The organism is Brevibacillus sp. IT-7CA2 (assembly GCF_949767855.1).
GTDB lineage: Bacteria > Bacillota > Bacilli > Brevibacillales > Brevibacillaceae > Brevibacillus.
In genome coordinates, this window is the sequence record NZ_CATKQT010000011.1 from 807,999 (window position 1) to 828,069 (window position 20,071).

Genomic DNA, 20,071 nt, shown 5'->3' on the forward strand with positions numbered 1-20,071 from the left:
TTATCCCTCCACTATTTGTCGCTTCCAAATACTGGTCGTATGGTTGGGTTTCTGACTCAGATATGTCAGTGTTACTGTTGAACGACCTGCCTCTTCACGGTAGACGTCAAATCGGTTTAACGTCGGAGGTGCAATCGAATGTCGTTTGTTCGGACGTGAGACTGCCTCCTCCCAGGATTGTAAAACGACGTTGGCGTTGGTTCCCCCATCTGCAAAACAATTAATCGCTGCTATTCTGGGCAAATCGATCCATTCAGAAAGCTGTCGCTGAAAATAAAAAGGCGTTGACTCCATATGGAAATGGGTCATCGGCTCTTGCCCTGACAGGAACGGAACCACTTGTTGGTTTTTGAGCATCAGCACGACTTTTATCAAACTGGCAATCCCTTCTGCACATAATGGATGACCGATGTTTGGCTTGATCGATCCTAATCCGCAAGCGGCCGTATGAGATGAGCGATAGACAGACTGAATGGCTTTGAGCTCAAGTAAATCTGTAACCTCTGAACCCGAGCCATTCGCTTCAATATAGCTGATTTGTTCCGGCTTCACGCCAGCTTTAGCCAGTGCCGACTGCATAACCTCTTTTTGGGCTTGCAAATTCGGGGTGGCAGGACCTGCCGTTCGTCCATCATTGTTGACCGCTACTCCCTTGATGACGGCATGTATTTCATCACCATCTGCCAGTGCTTGCCCCACGGTCTTTAATAGAACCATTCCTACGCCTTCTCCCAATACGAGGCCGCCCGCACGCCTGTCAAAAATATGGAAGGCTGGCTCTTCGCTTAAAATTCCTCTTTGGTGGAACATCCGATGCGCTTCATCACCACTTAACACGTTAACCCCACCGATGATAGCAGCCTCAATCTCGCCATTACGCAGAGAATGAATCGCCATATTCATCCCGACCAGCGCCGAAGAGCATGCGGTATCGATGACCATGCTGGGACCTCTAAGATCGAAGTACTGGGAAATATTTGTAGCCAAATAGTTTTGTCCCACGGTCATAATCGGGTTTTGTGTTTGATGAAGACGCTCTTCACTTGGGCGGTGATTACTTCTTGCCCCGATGTAGACGCCTACCGATTTTCCCTTGATGTCCTTCGGTGTGTATCCAGCCTGATGCCATAGATGAAGACTTTCCTCCAATACCAATAAGGCTTGCGGGTCCATGGCCTTCGCATCTTCTTTTGCTATCAGAAAATATGAAGGATCAAAAGCAGTAATGTTGTCCAGAAGTCCTGCATGATAGGAATTTTCATACCCCCAGCGTTCCCTGGGTACAGCACCAATAGCTGAACGGCCCTCCGCTAACAACTTCCAATATTCTTCCACGTTACGAGCACCCGGAAAACGGCAAGAGAGCCCCACTACTGCAATGTCAGATGGATTTGCCTCCCTATATGGAGTAGCCTGATTACTCACCATCCGGCTTTTCACAGTCTCACTACGGATGGGCTGACTCTTCGGATCGTCATTCATTTCAGGAGAAGTCAGCGTCAGATCGTCAGCGATGGAATCGCCGTGATTGCTGGTCAGCCATTCTGCAAGCGTTTCGATGGTGGGATATTCATATAAAATCGTCGGGTCCAAGTCCTTGCCCAACCATTTACTGATCTCATTCATGACTTGAGCCAGTAACACCGAATCGATCCCATAGTCAGGAAACTCTTTGTCTATCTCCAATCTGGCAGGATCTATTTTCAACTCCTTCGCAAACAGCTCAATCAGTCTTGTTTGTGCTGTCTTCACAAGATCCACTAAGCTTTGCTTCGGCTTGCCTGCTGTTGGACGATGAGACGACAGGTTCGCAGCAGAAACTTCTTGCTTTTTGTGTCGCATCAATTGATGGGGTTCCCACAGCTCTTGGTTGATTGCTGCCGGGAAAATAACGGGACCCATCTTTTTCAAAAGAATATGATCCAGTAATCGCAGTCCTTGCTCGTCAGTGATGTGTACCAGTCCTGATTGTTCATAGGCTTTGGTCGTAACTGCCCCGATTCCGGTCTCCTTCCAACTTGGCCACTGAATGCTCATGATCGGGCAAGAATCAGCATGTGCAGAAGCAAAATAATCCATATAGGCATTGGCTAACGCATAATCACTCTGGCCCGAAGCCAAGGATGGAATGATTGCCGAAACAGATGAAAAGAGAACGAAGAACTGTAAAGGCTCGTCCTTGCAGCTTTGGTATAGCGTATGCAGCCCAGCCACTTTCGGTTGTAATACCCGCTGAATTCCATCCGTCGATTTCCGAATAAACGCAGGATTTTGATCATCGCTAAAACCAGCGCAATGAACCACCCCGCCAATCGGACCCATCGTCTGTTTCAACTCGTGCAAATGCTGTTGCCAAGCCTCTTCATCGGTTAAGGATACAGATAAGACTTGAACCTGTACGCCTTGCGCTTCCAATGCTTGTATCGCCTGAATTTTCTTTGCTACGGAAGTGCTTTGCTGCTGATAAGCTCTCCATTGCTCGCGCGGCGGCAGACTTTCTCGCCCTGTGAGCACCAGTTTTTTGACACCATAACGCTCTACAAAATGCTTGGCGCATAAATAACCAAGCCCCCGTGTACCGCCAGTGATCAATAAAACATGGTTCTCAGGGAAAACAAGCGCTGGCTCCTGACTGTCCGCTACCATCTCTTCCTGAAGATAGGCGCTATAACGCTCACCCGATCGATAGCAAACCTCTGTTTCCTGATCATCAATGAGGAACTCTGCTGCAATCTGTTGCGCAAGTTCTTCTCCATCAGCCAATGGCTCTAGATCCACATGGCGTGATTGCAGATGTTTATATTCACTTTGTAGCATCCGGTACAAACCAACACGTGAGGCACCCGACAGATTGACAGCGTCATTCTGGTAAGACTCCAAGCCTTTTGTCACACCCAATAGCTTCAAGCCTTCCTTATGACCATTCTCAATAAGTTGTTGCAGCCATGGAATCCAAACCAGCGAATCGGTTTGCTGATGTCCGCAACCGACCAAATCTACGATGCCATCATAGTTTTTCCACGCCATCTCATCCTGATGGAATCGTGATTCGAGCTCGTTCAGCTCTAGGATTTCACTCTTAGCAAAATGGTTAGAAAGTTGAATCGCCAAATGCTTCGTTTCATCCGTTGTGAAAATACAAATCGTTCGATGAGCTTCCTTGGTTGGCATCGCTGGGCAAGCCTTCCATTGCTTTTTCACAAAACGCATGTCTGGCTGAACGGGATGCTGCTCATATGTGGCTAGGGATGCTGCACCTGTAAATGACGTATATCCACCAGGCACCCAATAAGTTTCTCTGCTAAATGGATAGGTTGGAAGACTAATCCGGCGAGGCTTCCTCTCCCCATACAAGCTGCTCCAATCAATGTTCAGCCCTTTGACCCAAACGTCCAGCAATTTTCCGTATTTGCCTTTGTTCACCCAGGAATCAATCATTTGCGGCATATCATCATCTGCTGCAAAGATTGTCATGGTGTCTTTATGACGTTTTACCTGTCCGTGGTATAGGTCTTCAATGTCCTTCTGCCTTCTTATGAATTGCTTCAATTTCTCTTCAAGTTCAATCATCGAGCCCGCGATCACAGCCAAACGTTCTTCCATCGCTTCTCGTCCCACTTGAAGGGTATACGCCATTTCATCTAAATCCGCATCGGTCAATCCCTGTTCCGCAATGGCTCCAAGCAATCGTTGTACCCGTTGATGTAGCTGTTCTTCATTCTTGGCTGATAAGAGTATCAAAGCAGGATTTTGCGGACTTGCCATTACCGTAGGCTGCTCTTGCATTTTGGGAATATATTCTTCAATCACCAGATGAGCATTCGATCCGCCCGCACCAAAACTGCTCACACCGGCACGTCGTGGAGCTTCCCGTCCGTCAATGACAGGACGTTTCCACTCCGCCAGCTCTTGCTGAACAACAAACGGTGTCATGCTGAAGTCAATATTCGGATTGAGCACTTCAGCATGCAGGGATGGTGCTAATTGTCCATGCTTGAGCTGCAATAAGACCTTCGTCACCCCAGCAATGCCTGCTGCACTCTCACAATGCCCGATGTTGGACTTCGCCGATCCAATGGCACAAAACTGTTTGTCATTTGTATACGCTTGGAAAGCCTTCGTTAAGCCCGTCATTTCAATCGGATCACCTAAAGAGGTCCCCGTACCGTGTGCTTCCAGATAGCTGATCGTCCGCGGATCGATTCCGGCTTTTTGGAAAGCACGTCCAATAACCCGAGCTTGGGCATTCGGGCTAGGTACATTGTATCCATTCGTTTTTCCTCCATGGTTAACCGCTGTTCCTTTTATCACGCCATAAATTTGATCTCCATCGGCAATCGCTTTCGCCAGAGGCTTGAGCAGGACTGCTCCCACTCCCTCGCCAGGTACATACCCGTCACCGCCGATACCAAAGCTTTCGCATCGTCCTTTGCTAGATGCGAATTTGCCCTGTCCAAGCATCAAGTATTTATTAGGGTGAATCGATACATTGACCCCACCTGCAATAGCAGCCTCACATTCGCCTTGCTGTAGACTTTGGCAAGCCAAATGAATAGTTGTCAGGGAAGAGGAACACATCGTATCGACCGCCATGCTAGGTCCATGGAAGTTGCAGAAATAAGAAACCCGATTCGCAATGGAAGCTGGACTTCCTGCCAGCGCCATCGGTCTGCCGAGCATCGTTTCTTGGGCTCCATAGAGCTGGTATTCTTCGTACATGACTCCGACATAAACCCCGACATTACCGCCTAGGCCCATGCCAGGTGTCGAGCCGAGAGATTCGCGAGTATACCCAGCATCCTCTAGTGTTTCATAGACGCATTCCAAGAACAAACGCTCTTGCGGGTCCATGATTTCAGCCTCTCTTGGTGTGATATTGAAAAATAACGGGTCGAATTGATCTACACCGTCCAGGAAGCCTCCCCACTTGCTGTAGGTTTTTCCTTGCTTTTTCTTATCTGGATCAAAAAACAGGCTGTGATCCCAACGCTCCTCGGGAATTTCAGTGACACAATCCTTGCCATCACGCAGGTTACGCCAGAACTCATTCATGTTTCTCGCTTTCGGATAACGACCGGAGACCCCAATGATTGCAATATCGAAGGCGTCGTTTGCTGGTTTGGTTTCTCTCGTCGATTCCTTCAACGCATTGCCTCTGCTCCTGCGGTTGTTGATGATCGGTGCCACGCTCGACTTTTTAACAGGGGATGCCGTTGTTACTTCTTTCTCTTCCATACCAAGGATACTCATCATTTGATCCCGGTGCGATGCCAGGAAGTATTTCGCAATTTCTTCGATGGTTTGATATTCGAAAAATAATGTTTTCGACAACGAACCAAACGTTTTTTCTAATTCATTTGTTAATTGCATGACCATAATCGAGTCAATTCCGTACTTTTCCAACAAGGCATCTGCTTCGATGCGGTCTATTGGCAGCTTGATCACGGAAGAGACCAGCTTTTTGAAATAATAGATCGCTTTTTCCTTTGGCAAGTGATGACTTGATGGTTGTATGACGGGAGAAGCTTTGACTTCTTGTTCTGTGGTCTTTGGTCTTCCCACCACTGCTGCGTGGAGGCGTTGTAAATCTCCTTCCATTACCATCACCTGATCTTTTCGAGAAGCTACGGCTTCATAAAAAGCACGAATACCCGTCGCGGTCTGCAAAGCGATGATTCCTACCCTTTGTTTCACCATCTCCTCAACCGCTTCATCTACTTGCATTCCGCCCTCTTTCCAGAGCGGCCAGTTGATGGAGACTGTTTGACCTTGACGTTGCTTTGCCTGCACCCGTTCATTCCGGTATTTCGCATAGCCATCCATAAAGGCATTCGCGCAAGCATAGTCTGCCTGACCACTATTTCCTATACTTCCTGCTATCGAAGAAAAGAGGACGAAGAAATCGAGAGGCTGATCTTTACTTGCCTCATCCAAATTCGTAAGGCCGGCAACTTTTGGTGCTACCACTTGGCTCCATTCTTCTGTCGTTTTCTTGAGGATGAAGTTATCTCGAACGACACCCGCGCTATGGATGATGCCGTGAAGACCTCCGAATTCCTGTTGAATACTTTGGATGAGCTGGTTTACCTCCTGCTTGTCCGTCACATCAACTTGACGGTAGAGAACGCTTGCCCCTGACCTTTGCAAATCATGAAGCATCGCTTGTTTATCTTCACGAAGAGGAGAACGACCTGTAAGAATTAAGGTTGCCTGTTTCGCTTGACTCGCGATTTCCCTTGCGAAAATCAATCCTAAGCCGCCTGCTCCACCCGTAATTAGATAGGTTCCTTGATCTCTCCACGGAATGGCGACCTCATCATGCATTGGCTTGGTTTCGCACCAGCCCAGTACATAACGTTTACCCGCTTGATAGCGAATTCGGTCGTCCATTGGATGGCAGGCATTTTCTTGCAGCTTGTTAACGATTTCAGCCGCATGTTCACCTGGGTTTAATTCAATGAATTGGCCGATTACATTTGGATTCTCCTGCTGAGCTGTTTTCAGCAAACCAGAAAGTCCGCTTACGTATGATTGCTCCGATTTGTCGGGAACGACGACCTGCAATAACACCTTGCCAAGTATCTTTTGTTGAAAGATGCTTTGGATTTCCAAAAATACTTGGGAAGCATAGGCCTCGAACCTGTCCGCAATGCCATCTTGGTGGGATTGCAAAGGAATCAAGCGCACTTCGTTCATCTGTACTGATAGACTTGCAAACGACGATTCAAAACCTTCCGCTATCATCACGATATGCTGTGCATAGGTAGGTGTCTCCGTTTTCTGAGCACCTGCCTGTTCCTGCCAGCAAGGATGAACCATCAGCATCTCGTGTGCCCCTGTAGCTTCGAAGTCTTCCACTTTGCCATCCAGCTTACGAGACGAAAATCGCTTCATTCTGACGCAAACATTTCCTTGCCCGTCACATAAATCAATATCCAGCTTCTGCACATGATCAGAAGCGTTGCTGCCATCACTGTAGCGAATATACGCCCACATCTGCGGCGTGCATGGACTGAAGATTTCCAGCTCATCCAGGGCAAAAGGCAAGATTGGTTTGAGCGAATCAAGCTGGTGAGTGAAGCTCCTGTCATCTGCCCCCATAAATAAACCAATCGCCGCCTGTAAAGCAGAATCCATCATACTTGGGTGCAGCACAAACTGTTCTTCTGTCCCCAAAACAGCGAAAGGTAAGGACAGCTTTGCCAACACCTGCTCGGTGCCCTTATGCACTTGCTCCATTCCTTGCAGCGCTGGACCATAATGGATTCCCATTGCTTTATAACCGTCATAGCATTGGCTGCCACTCAAGATACTATGGCTACACGCGGCTTGTAACATAGCGAGATCAAGCGTTGGCGTCTCGGCAACCTTATGGAATACGGCACTTCCCTGACTATGCACAATCTCTTCTGCTTCATTTCCTGAATGCTGACTGTAGATTCGATAGCCAATCTCTCCGCTGTCTTCCAGCTGAAGACCAATGTGAACATCGACAGGCTGATCATCGACAGTAATTGGCTTGGCCCACACAATATTTTTGAGCGTTATGCCATTTTGCCCTTCTTTCAAGGCTCCCGCTGACTGCTCGATTGCTTCGCGTGCCATTTCGAGATAGGCAACACCCGGTAAGAGCTGCTGTCCATTCACAACATGATCTGCCAAGAAAAACTCCTGTCCACGAAAGGTGGAACTATACCGCTGTTCCAACAATTCAGACGTGTTTTTCTGGAGCAATGGGTGAAGGAAGAGCGTCCCTTCTGATGCGGCTGCAACTTCTCTCGCGAATTGCGTCTCCATCTGAGGAATCCAATAACGTTCCCTTGCAAACGGATACGTAGGCAAGCTAATGCGACGAGGTTTCTTCACCCCGTAGAGCTTTTGCCAATCAACCACGCCTCCACTTACCCACAGATCAAGCAACTTGGCGTATTTTCTTTTGCTTATCCACGCATCGATTGCCTGTTTCAAATCTTCATCCGCTTCAAACACCGCAATCGTCTTTTTGTTGCCTTTCACCTGTCCTCGGAATACGTCACTGACGCCTTCCTGTCCATCTACAAATTGCATCAGCTTTTCCTGAAGGTCTTGAATGGAGCTGGTCATCACAGCCAGACGCTCTTCCATGGCTTCTCGCCCAATTTGAAGCGTGTAAGCAATAGCTGCTAAGTCCATGTCAGAAATGGTCTGATCCTTGATCGCAGCTAACAAACGATGTGCCTGTTCGTGGAGCTGGCTTTCATTCTTCGCTGACAGGAGAATGATCGCTGGATTCGCGTGACTTACTTGGATAGCTGGATGTTTCTCATCGTCTGGAATGTACTCTTCCAAAACGATATGAGCATTCGAGCCACCCGCACCAAAGCTACTCACACCGGAGCGTCTTGGAAATTCCTGACCGTCAATGACAGGACGTTTCCACTCCGCCAGCTCTTGCTGTACGACAAACGGAGTCGTGCTGAAATCAATATTCGGGTTTAGCACCTCCGCATGCAAGGATGGCGCTAGTTGTCCGTGTTTGAACTGCAACAGGATCTTCGTAATTCCGGCAATTCCCGCTGCACTCTCACAATGCCCGATATTGGACTTCGCTGATCCGATTGAACAGAACTGCTTGTCTGTTGTGTACGCTTGGAAGGCTTTGGTCAATCCCGCGATCTCTATGGGATCTCCTAAAGAAGTACCTGTACCGTGCGCTTCCAAATAACTAATCGTCCGTGGATCAATTCCTGCCTCCTTCAAGGCACGACCGATTACGCTCGCTTGTGCATTCGGGTTAGGTACGGTATAGCCATTTGTTTTGCCGCCATGGTTAATGGCACTTCCTTTAATCACACCGTAAATTTGATCTCCATCTGCGATTGCTTTCGCCAGGGGTTTAAGCAGCACCGCTCCGACACCCTCTCCAGGCACATAGCCGTCGCCGCCAAGCCCAAAGCTTTCGCATCGTCCCTTGCTGGAAGCAAATTTTCCCTGTCCGAGCATCAAATATTTATTCGGATGAATGGAAACATTGACACCACCCGCAATCGCAACCTCGCATTCACCGCGCTGCAAGCTTTGGCAGGCAAAATGGATGCCGGTTAGAGAAGAGGAACACATGGTGTCAACCGCTACGCTAGGACCATGGAAATCAAAGAAATAAGAAACCCGGTTCGCTACAGATGAGAAGCTTCCGCCAAGGGCCATTGGTCTGCCCATCATGGTTTCTTGTGCGCCATACAGTTGATACTCTTCATACATGATGCCCACATAAACACCGACATTACCGCCAAGTCCGAAGCCTTGGGACGATCCGAGAGATTCACGGGTATAGCCTGCATCCTCTAAGGTTTCATACACACACTCCAGGAATAAACGTTCCTGCGGGTCCATGATTTCTGCTTCCAGAGGCGAGATGTTGAAGAACAGCGGATCGAATTGATCAACACCGTCTATGAATCCGCCCCATTTGCTATAGGTTTTCCCCCGTTTGTTCTTATCCTCATCAAAATACAGACTGTGGTTCCAGCGCTCTTTGGGGATCTCCGTAATGCAATCCTTGCCATCGCGCAGATTGTTCCAGAACTCTTGCGTATTCCGCGCTTTCGGATAACGTCCAGAAACCCCAATGATCGCAACATCCAAAGCTCCTTTAGCTGGTTGGGTTTCCTTCTGTGTCGAAATGAACCGCGAGCCTTTGCGACTTCTTCCGCGATGGCTGTTCCTTTGCCTTTTCGACGTGTTTTCTTCTTTTGTAACGGATGCTGTTTCTTGGAAAACAACTGTTTCCTGCCGCTGCTGTTCCTTCAGACCCAAGATCTCAATGAATTTGTCTCGATAGGAGTCCAAGAAATATCCAATCAATTCTTGAATCGTTTGATACTCAAAAAATAACGTTTTCGGCAGTGAGCCAAAGCTTTTCTCTAATTGGTTGGTTAATTTCATGGATAGAATCGAATCAATTCCGTATGTCTCCATCGAGGCGTCTTCTTCGATTCGATTCACGGGCAGTTGCAGAACCTCGGCAAATTCCTTTTTAACAAAACGAGTCGCTTTCTCGTGGAGGACATTTTGTTCCACAGAGATGGTCGCTTGTTTTTCATTTTGCTCTACCTTGGTTGGTGTGATCGATGCCACTGGCTGCATCTGTTTGACCAGCATGTCTTCAAATTCTTCCAGTAAATAGGATGCAAGCTGCTGAAGCGTCGGACACTCCACGAATACAGTCGGAGTCAGCCCGATGTGATATTGCTGACAAAGCTTGTTCGTGAATTCAGTCAGGAGAACCTGATTAAATCCGAGTTCAGACAGCTCTACTTTGCCATCAATATCCGTGGTAGGAACCTGAAGCAGCTCTGACACGGTTTGCATCAAAGCAAGCTCCACTTTTTGCAACAAGTTGCTGGCATCCACCGTTACCGAAGCTTCCGATCGGACAGGAACATGCTTGGATTGAGAACTGTTGGCTGGTGTTTGCAAAAACAGTGTTTGCTTGAGCTTAGCCAGATCGCCTTCCATCACCATAACCTGAGCTTTTCCGGAGGCTAAGCCTTGGTACATAGCTGCAATACCCGTTGAAGTCTGCATAGCGACTACTCCCATGCTATGCTTCAACATGTCACCAGCCTCTGCGTCAGCCTGCATTCCGCCCTCTTTCCACAACGGCCAATTCATGGACAATGTCTGTCCGTGTCGTTGCTTTAATGCAACCAATCCATTGCGATAGTGGGCGAATCTGTCCATAAAGGCGTTGGCGCAAGCATAGTCAGCTTGTCCGATATTCCCCAAGCTGCCTGCCACCGAAGAAAACAGTACTAGGAAATCCAGTTCTACATCTTTGCTGGCTTCATCCAGATTGATGAGACCCGTAACCTTTGGACCCTGAACCGTTTGAACTTCCTCCCTGTTTTTCTTGAGGATATAACTGTCACGAAGCACGCCAGCACTATGAATAATGCCATGAAGATGTCCATAGTCCTGTTGAATCGTGCGAATCAAATCTGCCATTTCTTGTTTCTGCGTCACATCAACTTGGCGGTATTCAACTCTTGCTCCCGATTCTTTCAATTGCCGGAGTTTACCTTGCTTCTCTTGATCCAATGGGGAACGTCCTGTCAGAATCAGGTTCGCATGTTGAACCTTTTGTACAAGTTCGTTGGCAAAAATATAACCCAGTCCGCCTGCCCCGCCAGTGATGAGATAAACCCCACCGTCTTTCCACGGAATGCTCGCTTCTTGTAGAGCATCCAGTTCTACCCACTCAGCCACAAATCTCTTTCCAGATTGATATCGAATCTGAACGTCCAATGGGCAGCGTACATTCTCGTTAATTTTTTCAGCAATCTCGAATTCGTCGTCGCCTGATTCTATCTCTATTACCTGTCCAATCAGGTTGGGATTCTCCAATTTCGCCGTTTTCAGCAATCCAGAGAAAGCGGTGAAAAACGGCTGTTCTGCTCGCAAGGGAACGACAATCTGAACCAATATCTTGCCGCGTACTTTTTGCTTGAAAATCTCTTGAATTTCCTCTAAAATCTGCGTCGTATAATCAATGAAACGCTCGGCAATGCCTTCTTGTGCGGATCGCAAAGGAATGCAATGGACTCCGTTCAAGTAGGCTTGGAGATTGTTCCAAGAAACGCGATACGGTTCAACCATCATCACGACTCTCTGTGTATAGTCAGGTGCTTCGGCGTTGCTCACAACCGCTTGTTCCTTCCACTCAGGATGAACCAGCAGTGTTCCGAGTTTTCCTTTGGAATCCAGCGTCTCTACTTCACCTTCCAGCACTCGTGCGGAGAATCCCTGCATACGCACGCAAACCGTTCCTTGGCCGTCACACAAATCAATATCTACTTTCTGTACCTTGTCTCCCATCCTATTGCCGTCAGCCTGTCGAATCCATACCCACATCTGGGAGGAAGTCTGGCTAAAAATGCTCAGCTTTTCCAGTGCAAAAGGCAGGATTGGCTTCAGAATCGCTGTATCGCCTGCGCCAAGCAGTAATCCGATAGAAGATTGTAAGGCCGAATCTAGCATGCTCGGATGCAAGACGAATTCTCCTTGCGTCTCGGCAACCTTGGAAGGCATGGCTAACTTGGCCAATACTTGTCCTTCTCCCACGTACACTTGCTCCATTCCTTGATGGGCTGGACCATAGACAAGTCCCATTGTTTGAAAGGCTTCATAGCACTGACTTGCATGAAGCGTGCGATAGCTGCATTGGGCTTTGATCGCATCGAGATTATGCGTGGGTGCAGCAGTGATCGCTGCAAACACCACACTTCCTTGACTGTGTACTACCGATTCAGCCTGTTCTGCTTGCGATTCGCTGTATATTTCATAGCGAAGGTCGCCGTTATCCTCAGGATAAATGCCGATGTGTACCTGAACAGGCTTGTCTTCCACCACTATCGGTTGCGCCCATACAACATTTTTCAGCTCCATCACGTATTGCTCGTCTTCCAACGCTCCCACTGCTAGATCCGCAGCAGCTCGAGCCATCTCAAGATAAGCAACCCCTGGCAGGATTCTTTTTCCTTTTACAACATGATCCGATAAAAAGAATTCCTGACCATCAAAAGTAGAGCTGAATCTTTGCTCACTGAGATCCGAAGTATTTTGGTGCAACAAAGGATGCAGGGAAGCAGTCAGACCAAGCGTACCTTGTGTGTTAGTTGACGGCTGTGTCTTCGCTTTTGGCAGCCAGTAATGCTCTCTGGCAAAAGGATACGCAGGCAAGCTGATCCGACGAGGTTTGTTTTCGTCATAAAGCTTATTCCAGTCAAAATTCAAGCCCTTCACCCAGAAATCGAGAAGCTTAGAGAATTTTTTACGCTGTATCCATTTTTCAATCGCTTCTTGCAATTCCTCATCGCCTGCGAAGATGTCTGCTGTTTCTCTGCCGCGTTTTACCTGACCGCGATAGAGGTCGGCAATGCTGTCATCACCTGAAAGAAAGCTACGCAGCTTCTCCACAAGTTCTGAAAGCGAGCTCGTCAGCAGGGCCAGGCGTTCTTCCATTGCCTCGCGTCCCACTTGAAGCGTATACGCAATCTCTGCCAGATTTACATCTGTAAATGATTGCTCCTCAATCGACGCTAACAGTCTTTGCACTTGTTCGATGAGACGCTCCTTATTTTTTGCCGACAGGACGATGATCGCCGGATTTTGCGGACTGACCGTGATCGACGGGCGTTCCTTGACCTCTGGAATGTATTCCTCAATCACGACGTGTGCATTGGCCCCTCCTGCACCGAAAGAAGAAATCCCGGCAATTCTCGGAAATTCTCTCCTTTCCCCATTCACTTCCATTAACGGTCGCTTCCATTCAGCCAAATCCTGCTGAACGACAAAAGGCGTTTTCGAAAAAGGAATATTCGGATTCAACTCTTTCGCATGCAGACTTGGGACCAGCTGTTGATGCTTCATTTGCAGCAAAATTTTTGCCACTCCTGCTATTCCAGCCGCCGCTTCCAAGTGACCAATATTGGATTTAACGGAACCAATCGCACAGTATCCCGTATCCTGCGTATCCTTGCGGAAGGCCTGGATGAGACCCGTAATTTCAATCGGATCACCGAGCTCCGTGCCTGTTCCGTGCGCTTCTATATAGCTTACGGTTTTGGCATGAACGCCTGCCTTATCCAGTGCCTGGCGAATCAGCTCTCCTTGAGCAGTTGGATTCGGTACGGTATAGCCATTGGTTTTTCCGCCGTGATTCACGCTGGTTCCACGAATCAACCCATAGATATGGTCGCCATCCGCAATGGCTTTTGACAGTGGTTTGAGCAGTACTGTACCTACGCCTTCCCCCGGTACAAAACCGTTTCCTCCTTGCCCAAAGCTTTTGCATTGTCCATCTACGGAAAGCATATGCAACGCTGACAAAAAGACATAGCTGGATGGATGCAGATACAGGTTGACTCCGCCGGCAATCGCCAGTTCACAATCCCCGTTATATAGATGCTCGCACGCTTCATGAATCGCTGTGAGCGAAGCGGAGCACATCGTATCAATCGGCATACTCGGACCTTGGAGGTTGAGGAAATAGGAAACACGATTCGTCAGTGAGCTAAACGATGTGTGCGGGTAAATCAATTCACCCTGCTTCCATAAATCAGGTCCATACAGGCTGAAGCCGGTTTTTGTGATCCCTCCAAACACTCCGACTCGTCGATTGTACTTTTCTGCAAGCTGTTGTCTCGTATAACCTGCGTCCTCCAACACTTCCCAGCAAGACTCCATAAACAACCGTTCCTGTGGATCAAAATGCATCGCTTCCCACGGTGACATATTGAAAAAGAGGGGATCAAAGTCAGCGAATCCGTCTACAAAGCCGCCCCATTTGCCATAGCTTTTTCCTTCTGCCACAGCCTTGTCTGGATCAGGTTCGAAAAAGCCATCCAGTGACCAGCGTCCTTCCGGAATTTCTGTAATGCAATCCTTTCCAGACTTCAGATTCTCCCAGTACTCGTTCAACGATCGCGCTTTTGGATAGCGTCCGCTCATGCCGATAATCGCAATCGGCTCCCGCGCTATCTCATTTCCTGATTGCACGGCTACACTGCGAGTCGGTTCATGGCTGGCTGTTTCACGTTCGCTACGCGCCACTGGTGTTGATGATCCGCGATTGACCGCACCCTGACGATCAAGCCCCGTCCACATCATGCATTCTGACATGTAATCAGCGACGAGATAATCTACAAGGGTGTTAAGAGTCTGGTATTCATACAGGATGGTCTTGGACAATTCGCTAAAGACATCACCTAGCTTTTTATTTAGCTGGATCACCATAATCGAATCGATTCCGTATGTTTCGAACGGTTCATCGACAGCGATTTTACTTGCTCCAAGTCTCGTCTCTTGACCGAACATCACTTTTAGCTGATAGAGCGTTTTCTCTTTTAACACGCCTGCATCGACCGATAGCTTCGCATCCTGTATCGGTGTGGAATCGAACTGTGACACGGTAGGAGTACCTAACAAGTGTTCCTTGAGTGTAGGCAGATTGCCTTCGATAACCAGCATCTGCACAGAGCCGGAAGCCACCCCTTGATACAGTGCCTGCATGCCGCTTGCAGTCGGCATCGCGATCATGCCTCTGGCCTCCATGATCTTCTCTGTCGCTTCATCAATACGCATACCGCCATCTTTCCACAGCGGCCAATTGATGGAGAGTGTTTGGCCCTGGCGTTCGCCTGCTTTCACCAAACCACGGCGATACTTGGCGTATTGATCCATAAAGGCATTGGCAGTAGCATAATCGGCTTGCCCTGCATTCCCGAAGCACCCCACCCCAGAGGAGAAGAGAATAAAGAAGTCAAGCGCCATATCCTTGCTTGCCTCATCGAGATGCACCAGTCCAGAAACTTTCGGCGCCAGCACTTGTTCCAGTTCATCTGCTGTTTTTCTAATGATAAAGCTGTCACGAATGACACCCGCACCATGAATGATGCCTGTGAGGCTGCCAAACTCTTGCTTGATGGTTTGGAATAAGTCTTCTACCGCCTGCTTTTGTGTGATATCAGCTTGGCGATATTGAATATTGGCTCCTAATGCTTTCAATTCGCTGCATTTGGCTGTCTTTTCTTCATCCAAGGAAGAACGACCCGTGATAATCACTGTCGCTCCCTTCGTTCTCAGAGCGATTTCCTTGGTAAAAATCAAGCCTAATCCGCCAGCACCGCCAGTAATCAGATAAACCCCATCATCTTTCCATACATGCTCCGCTTGCCCAGAAAAATTCATTTCTGTCCAACCGCTCACCCATCGTTTGCCATCCTGATAACGAATGTGCTTACTTTTCTCATCGTTGCTGTTTTGTTGCAGCTTATGGACCAATCCCGCCGGATTGTCCTCTGCATGCACTTCAATGAGCTGTCCAATCAGCTTGGGATTCTCCAATTGAGCCGTTTTCAGTAAACCAGCGAGAGCAGAGAAGCATTGCTGTTCCTCTTTGTCAGGGACAACAAGCTGAAGCAGAACTTTTCCCTTTGGTTTATTGGCAAGGATTCGCTGGATTTCCGTGAATACCTGGACGGTGTAGGCATGGAACCGTTCTGCGATACTTTCCTGCTGTGATTGTGGTTGTAAAACCAGGCAGCGCACTCCATTCATTTCGGATTCGATACGCTCTTGGAATTTCTCTGTCCATTCACAAAGGATCACGAGATGCTCTGCAAAAGCAGGTGAACCAGCTTTTTGGTTGATCTCCTGTTCGTTCCAGCACGGTTGGAGAAGAAGCGTTTCTGTCATTGGAGTTGCTGAAGAGATTGGTGAAATCTGTACAGAAGCCGCTACCGACTCCTTGTACACATTCTCAGGAACCCCATAGGACTCCTCAGCAAATGGATAGGTAGGCAGGCTGATACGACGCGGTTTTGCATCGCTGTACAGGACTTCCCACTCGATATCTAGACCCTTGCTCCACAACTCGACTGCTTTTTCTCCATTGCCTTCTGCAAACAGCTTGGTGAATAAATCACGATTAGACCCATTCTTTTTCAATAGAGAAACTTCGTGGCTTGCTTGCCTTACGTTCCCTTTAAAGCTACCCGCTGTTTGTTCGGCACCACTCAAAAACTCATCCAGCTTTTGAATGAGTTCCCCTGTACCTTTGACAATAAAAATAGCCCTGCTCTCCATCGCTTCTCTTCCTACTTGGAGAGTATAGGCCAAATCTGCTATATGGACTCGTTCCTGATTATCTCTAAGGAAATCAACGAGTTGCTGGGCATACGCTAGAACACGATCATCGTTTTTGGCTGATAACGGCACGAAATAAACGCGATGGTTGTTATCATCACTCACGCTAACACGCTTAGCTTCTTCTGCCCCGACCTTCCATTGTTCAAAAATGGCATGAGCATTCGTCCCGCCAAGACCAAATGAACTTAACGCCGCTCTGCGGGGAACAGCCGCATCCTCCCATTTTTTGAGCGTATCAACCACATAAAACGGCGACTGATCCAAATTGATATTCGGATTCGGCTTTTCATAGTTTAGTGATGGAGGAATTTCATTATGGTATAAGCTTAGTGCTACTTTGATACAACCCGCTAACCCTGCGGCTGTATCGAGATGTCCAATATTGGTTTTCACCGATCCAAGTCCGCAGTACTGTTTATTGGTTGTGTATTTTGTATACACTTCATTGAGCGCCGCAAATTCTATCGGATCGCCTAAATAAGTACCCGTTCCATGCGCTTCGATATAGCTAATTGTTTCAGGATGAACCTTGGTGTCATCTAATACTTGCTGAATCACCTCAGCCTGACCTTTTATACTTGGCGCATAAAATCCGACTTTATCTGCCCCATCATTGTTGATGCGAATTCCCCTCATGAGGGCATAAATATGATCGCCGTCCTTGATAGCATCGGAAGCTTTTTTGAGGACAACCACGCTGACTCCTTCTCCACCGACCATGCCGTCTGCTGACGCGTCGAATGTCTTGCAGTGACCATCACTGGAAAAGTTTAAACCAGCTTGATAGACATATCCTGTATAAGTCGTAGGGAAAATAGTTGCGCCCCCTACTAAAGCCACTTTCGATTCTCCCGATTGCAGGCTACGATAAGCCAGATGCAAGCCAACCAGCGAGGAAGAGCAATTGGAATGGACGGCAAAGCTCGGCCCCTTCAGCCCCATTTTATGAGAAATCATCGTTGGAATAGTTCCACCTTGTGCTAAAACCCACGAGACATATTCATTGGGGTCTTTCATGACATTCGGTGATTCCTTGGTGAAATGCGGCAAGAGTGCTTGATAATAACTATTGCTCGCCGACATAAATACACCCGTCTGTGGAACCTGTTTCGGTGTATACCCTGCATCCTCCAATGCTTTCCATGAATGGGACAATAACAGTCGAAACTGCGGGTCCATAAATTCCGCGTCTCTGGCTGAAAGGTGAAAGAATCCTGGATCGAAGTGATCCTTTCCTTCTATGGTGGACTGCACCGGAATAAAATTCGGATTCTGTAAGTATTCATCAGGCAGGTGTAATTGATCTATTTCCTCATCAGCAAAGAAACGTACACTTTCTATGCCGTTTCGTAAATTCTCCCAAAACTCTCTATGATTTTTCGCTCCTGGGAAGTGGCAGGAGATTCCAATAATCGCGATGCTATCCTCATAGTATTCAGGATAAGTCTTCTCCACTTGTCCTTCGCTATACGCCGTTGCTTGGTTCAGATTGACAAAATCCATCTGCTCATCCGATTCATTCTCTTTCCTTGCCGCGATATATTCGCTAATTTCTCGAATATTGACGTACTTAAACAGAGTGGTCACATTTAGATCGCACTGAAACTCTTCCGTCATTTTGGCTACAACCATGGTAGCGAGAATCGAGTCTCCGCCCACATCGAAAAAGCCATCTTCTGTACTGATCCCCTCTACATTCAGGACATCCTGCCAAATTTTCAAAGTTCTTTGCTCAATATCAGATTGCGGGAGGCTCTGCTTCTTTTCCTTTGTTACCACAAGCTTTTGATTCAGCAGCTCTGTGCGATCCACTTTTCCATTAGCGGTTAACGGTATTTTATCCATGGAAACAAAAAATGCCGGGAGCATATACTCTGGCAAATTCTTTCTCAAATAATCCCGTAATTTTGACGGCTCAAGCCGTTCATGGTTCGCACCTGCTTTTGGAACATAATAAGCAACCAACCGTTTATGATCTCCCTCTTCTTTCACCAACACGACAACGCTTTGGATCTGTGGATGAGCCATTAGTTGGCTCTCGATCTCACCCAATTCAATTCGAAAGCCTCGAATTTTTACTTGATGATCGATTCGGCCTAAATACTCAATCGTTCCATCAGGGAGCCAACGTGTTAAATCACCTGTTTTGTACAGCTCGGTTCCCGGTGTAAACGGGTTATCAACAAACTTCTCTGCGGTAAGCTTTGGGCGATTCAAATACCCGCGAGCCAAGCCTTTTCCTGCAATACAAAGCTCTCCTGGAACACCAACTGGCACAGGATTCATATGGCGATCAACGATGTAAAGTTGTGTATTTGAAACAGGTTTACCAATCGGTGTATTGCTGCTGACCAGTTCATTTTCAGAGCAGGAGAACCATGCCGCATAAATAGAGGCTTCTGTTGGTCCGTAAATATTTTCGATCTTCGCCTTTTGAAAAGTGGCAACCGTCTTTTTCACCAACTCTTTTGGAAAGGCTTCGCCCGCAACCATCACATATTTTAGAGGACAATGCTGTAGAAATGGCTGATTCGCTACAACGCCGTTGACGAAGACATTCAGCATCGCTGGAACAAAATTGACATGAGTCACCCGATGCTTCACGATAGATTCCGCTAACATTTCTGGAGACTTCTCCCCATGTGGCGGAAGAATGACCAGACGTCCTTTACCAACGAACCAACCAAACAGCTCGGACAACGAAACATCAAACACATAGTTGGTTTTGAGCAGATAAACGTCGGTCTCCATAACCGGATAACGAGATTCAAGGAAAAAGAGGGTATTGATGATACTCTCATGACTCACCATGACCCCTTTGGGCTTCCCTGTGCTTCCGGATGTATAAATTACATAAGCTAGATGGGTTGGGTTTACTACCCGGTTGAGCGTTTTTTGTCGCTGGGCTGTCTGCTCAACTTCTTCCCAATCCCTGTCTAACACGATGCATTTCGTATTTTCTCCTGCGGCTGAAGATACCTTGTCCAAAAGGCGAGTCTGGGTAAGCACCAAAATGCTCTTGCTGTCTTCCACCATGTATGCCAACCGCTCTGTGGAATAGGTTGGGTCCAATGGAACATAAGCTGCCCCAGCTTTTAGAATACCTAAAATGCCGATGACCATTTCCAAGGAGCGTTCGACACAAATCCCTACTGTAGCTTCAGGACCTGCTCCCATGGCCTGCAAATAGATCGCCAGCTTGGTAATCTGTTCATCCAGTTCACGGAAGGATAACGACTGCTTTTCATAAACAACAGCCACAGCATCTGGCGTTTGTTGGACTCGCTTCTCGAACAAGTCATGGATGCATAAAGCCTGTGGAAATGCCGCTTCAGTCGCATTCCACTCAACGAGCAGCATGTTTCGTTCTTCAGCAGAAATA

General features: G+C 47.7%; 1 protein-coding gene (running past one end of the window). It reads right to left on the reverse strand.

The features are described from left to right. Positions 1–20,071: the 3' portion of an amino acid adenylation domain-containing protein gene (locus ACM6JA_RS10360; RefSeq protein ID WP_414852205.1), read on the reverse strand. 1,412 nt of this gene lie beyond the right edge of the window; the window shows 20,071 of its 21,483 coding nt (coding positions 1,413–21,483); the start codon falls outside the window, past its right edge — the gene reads right to left on this strand; its stop codon occupies positions 1–3.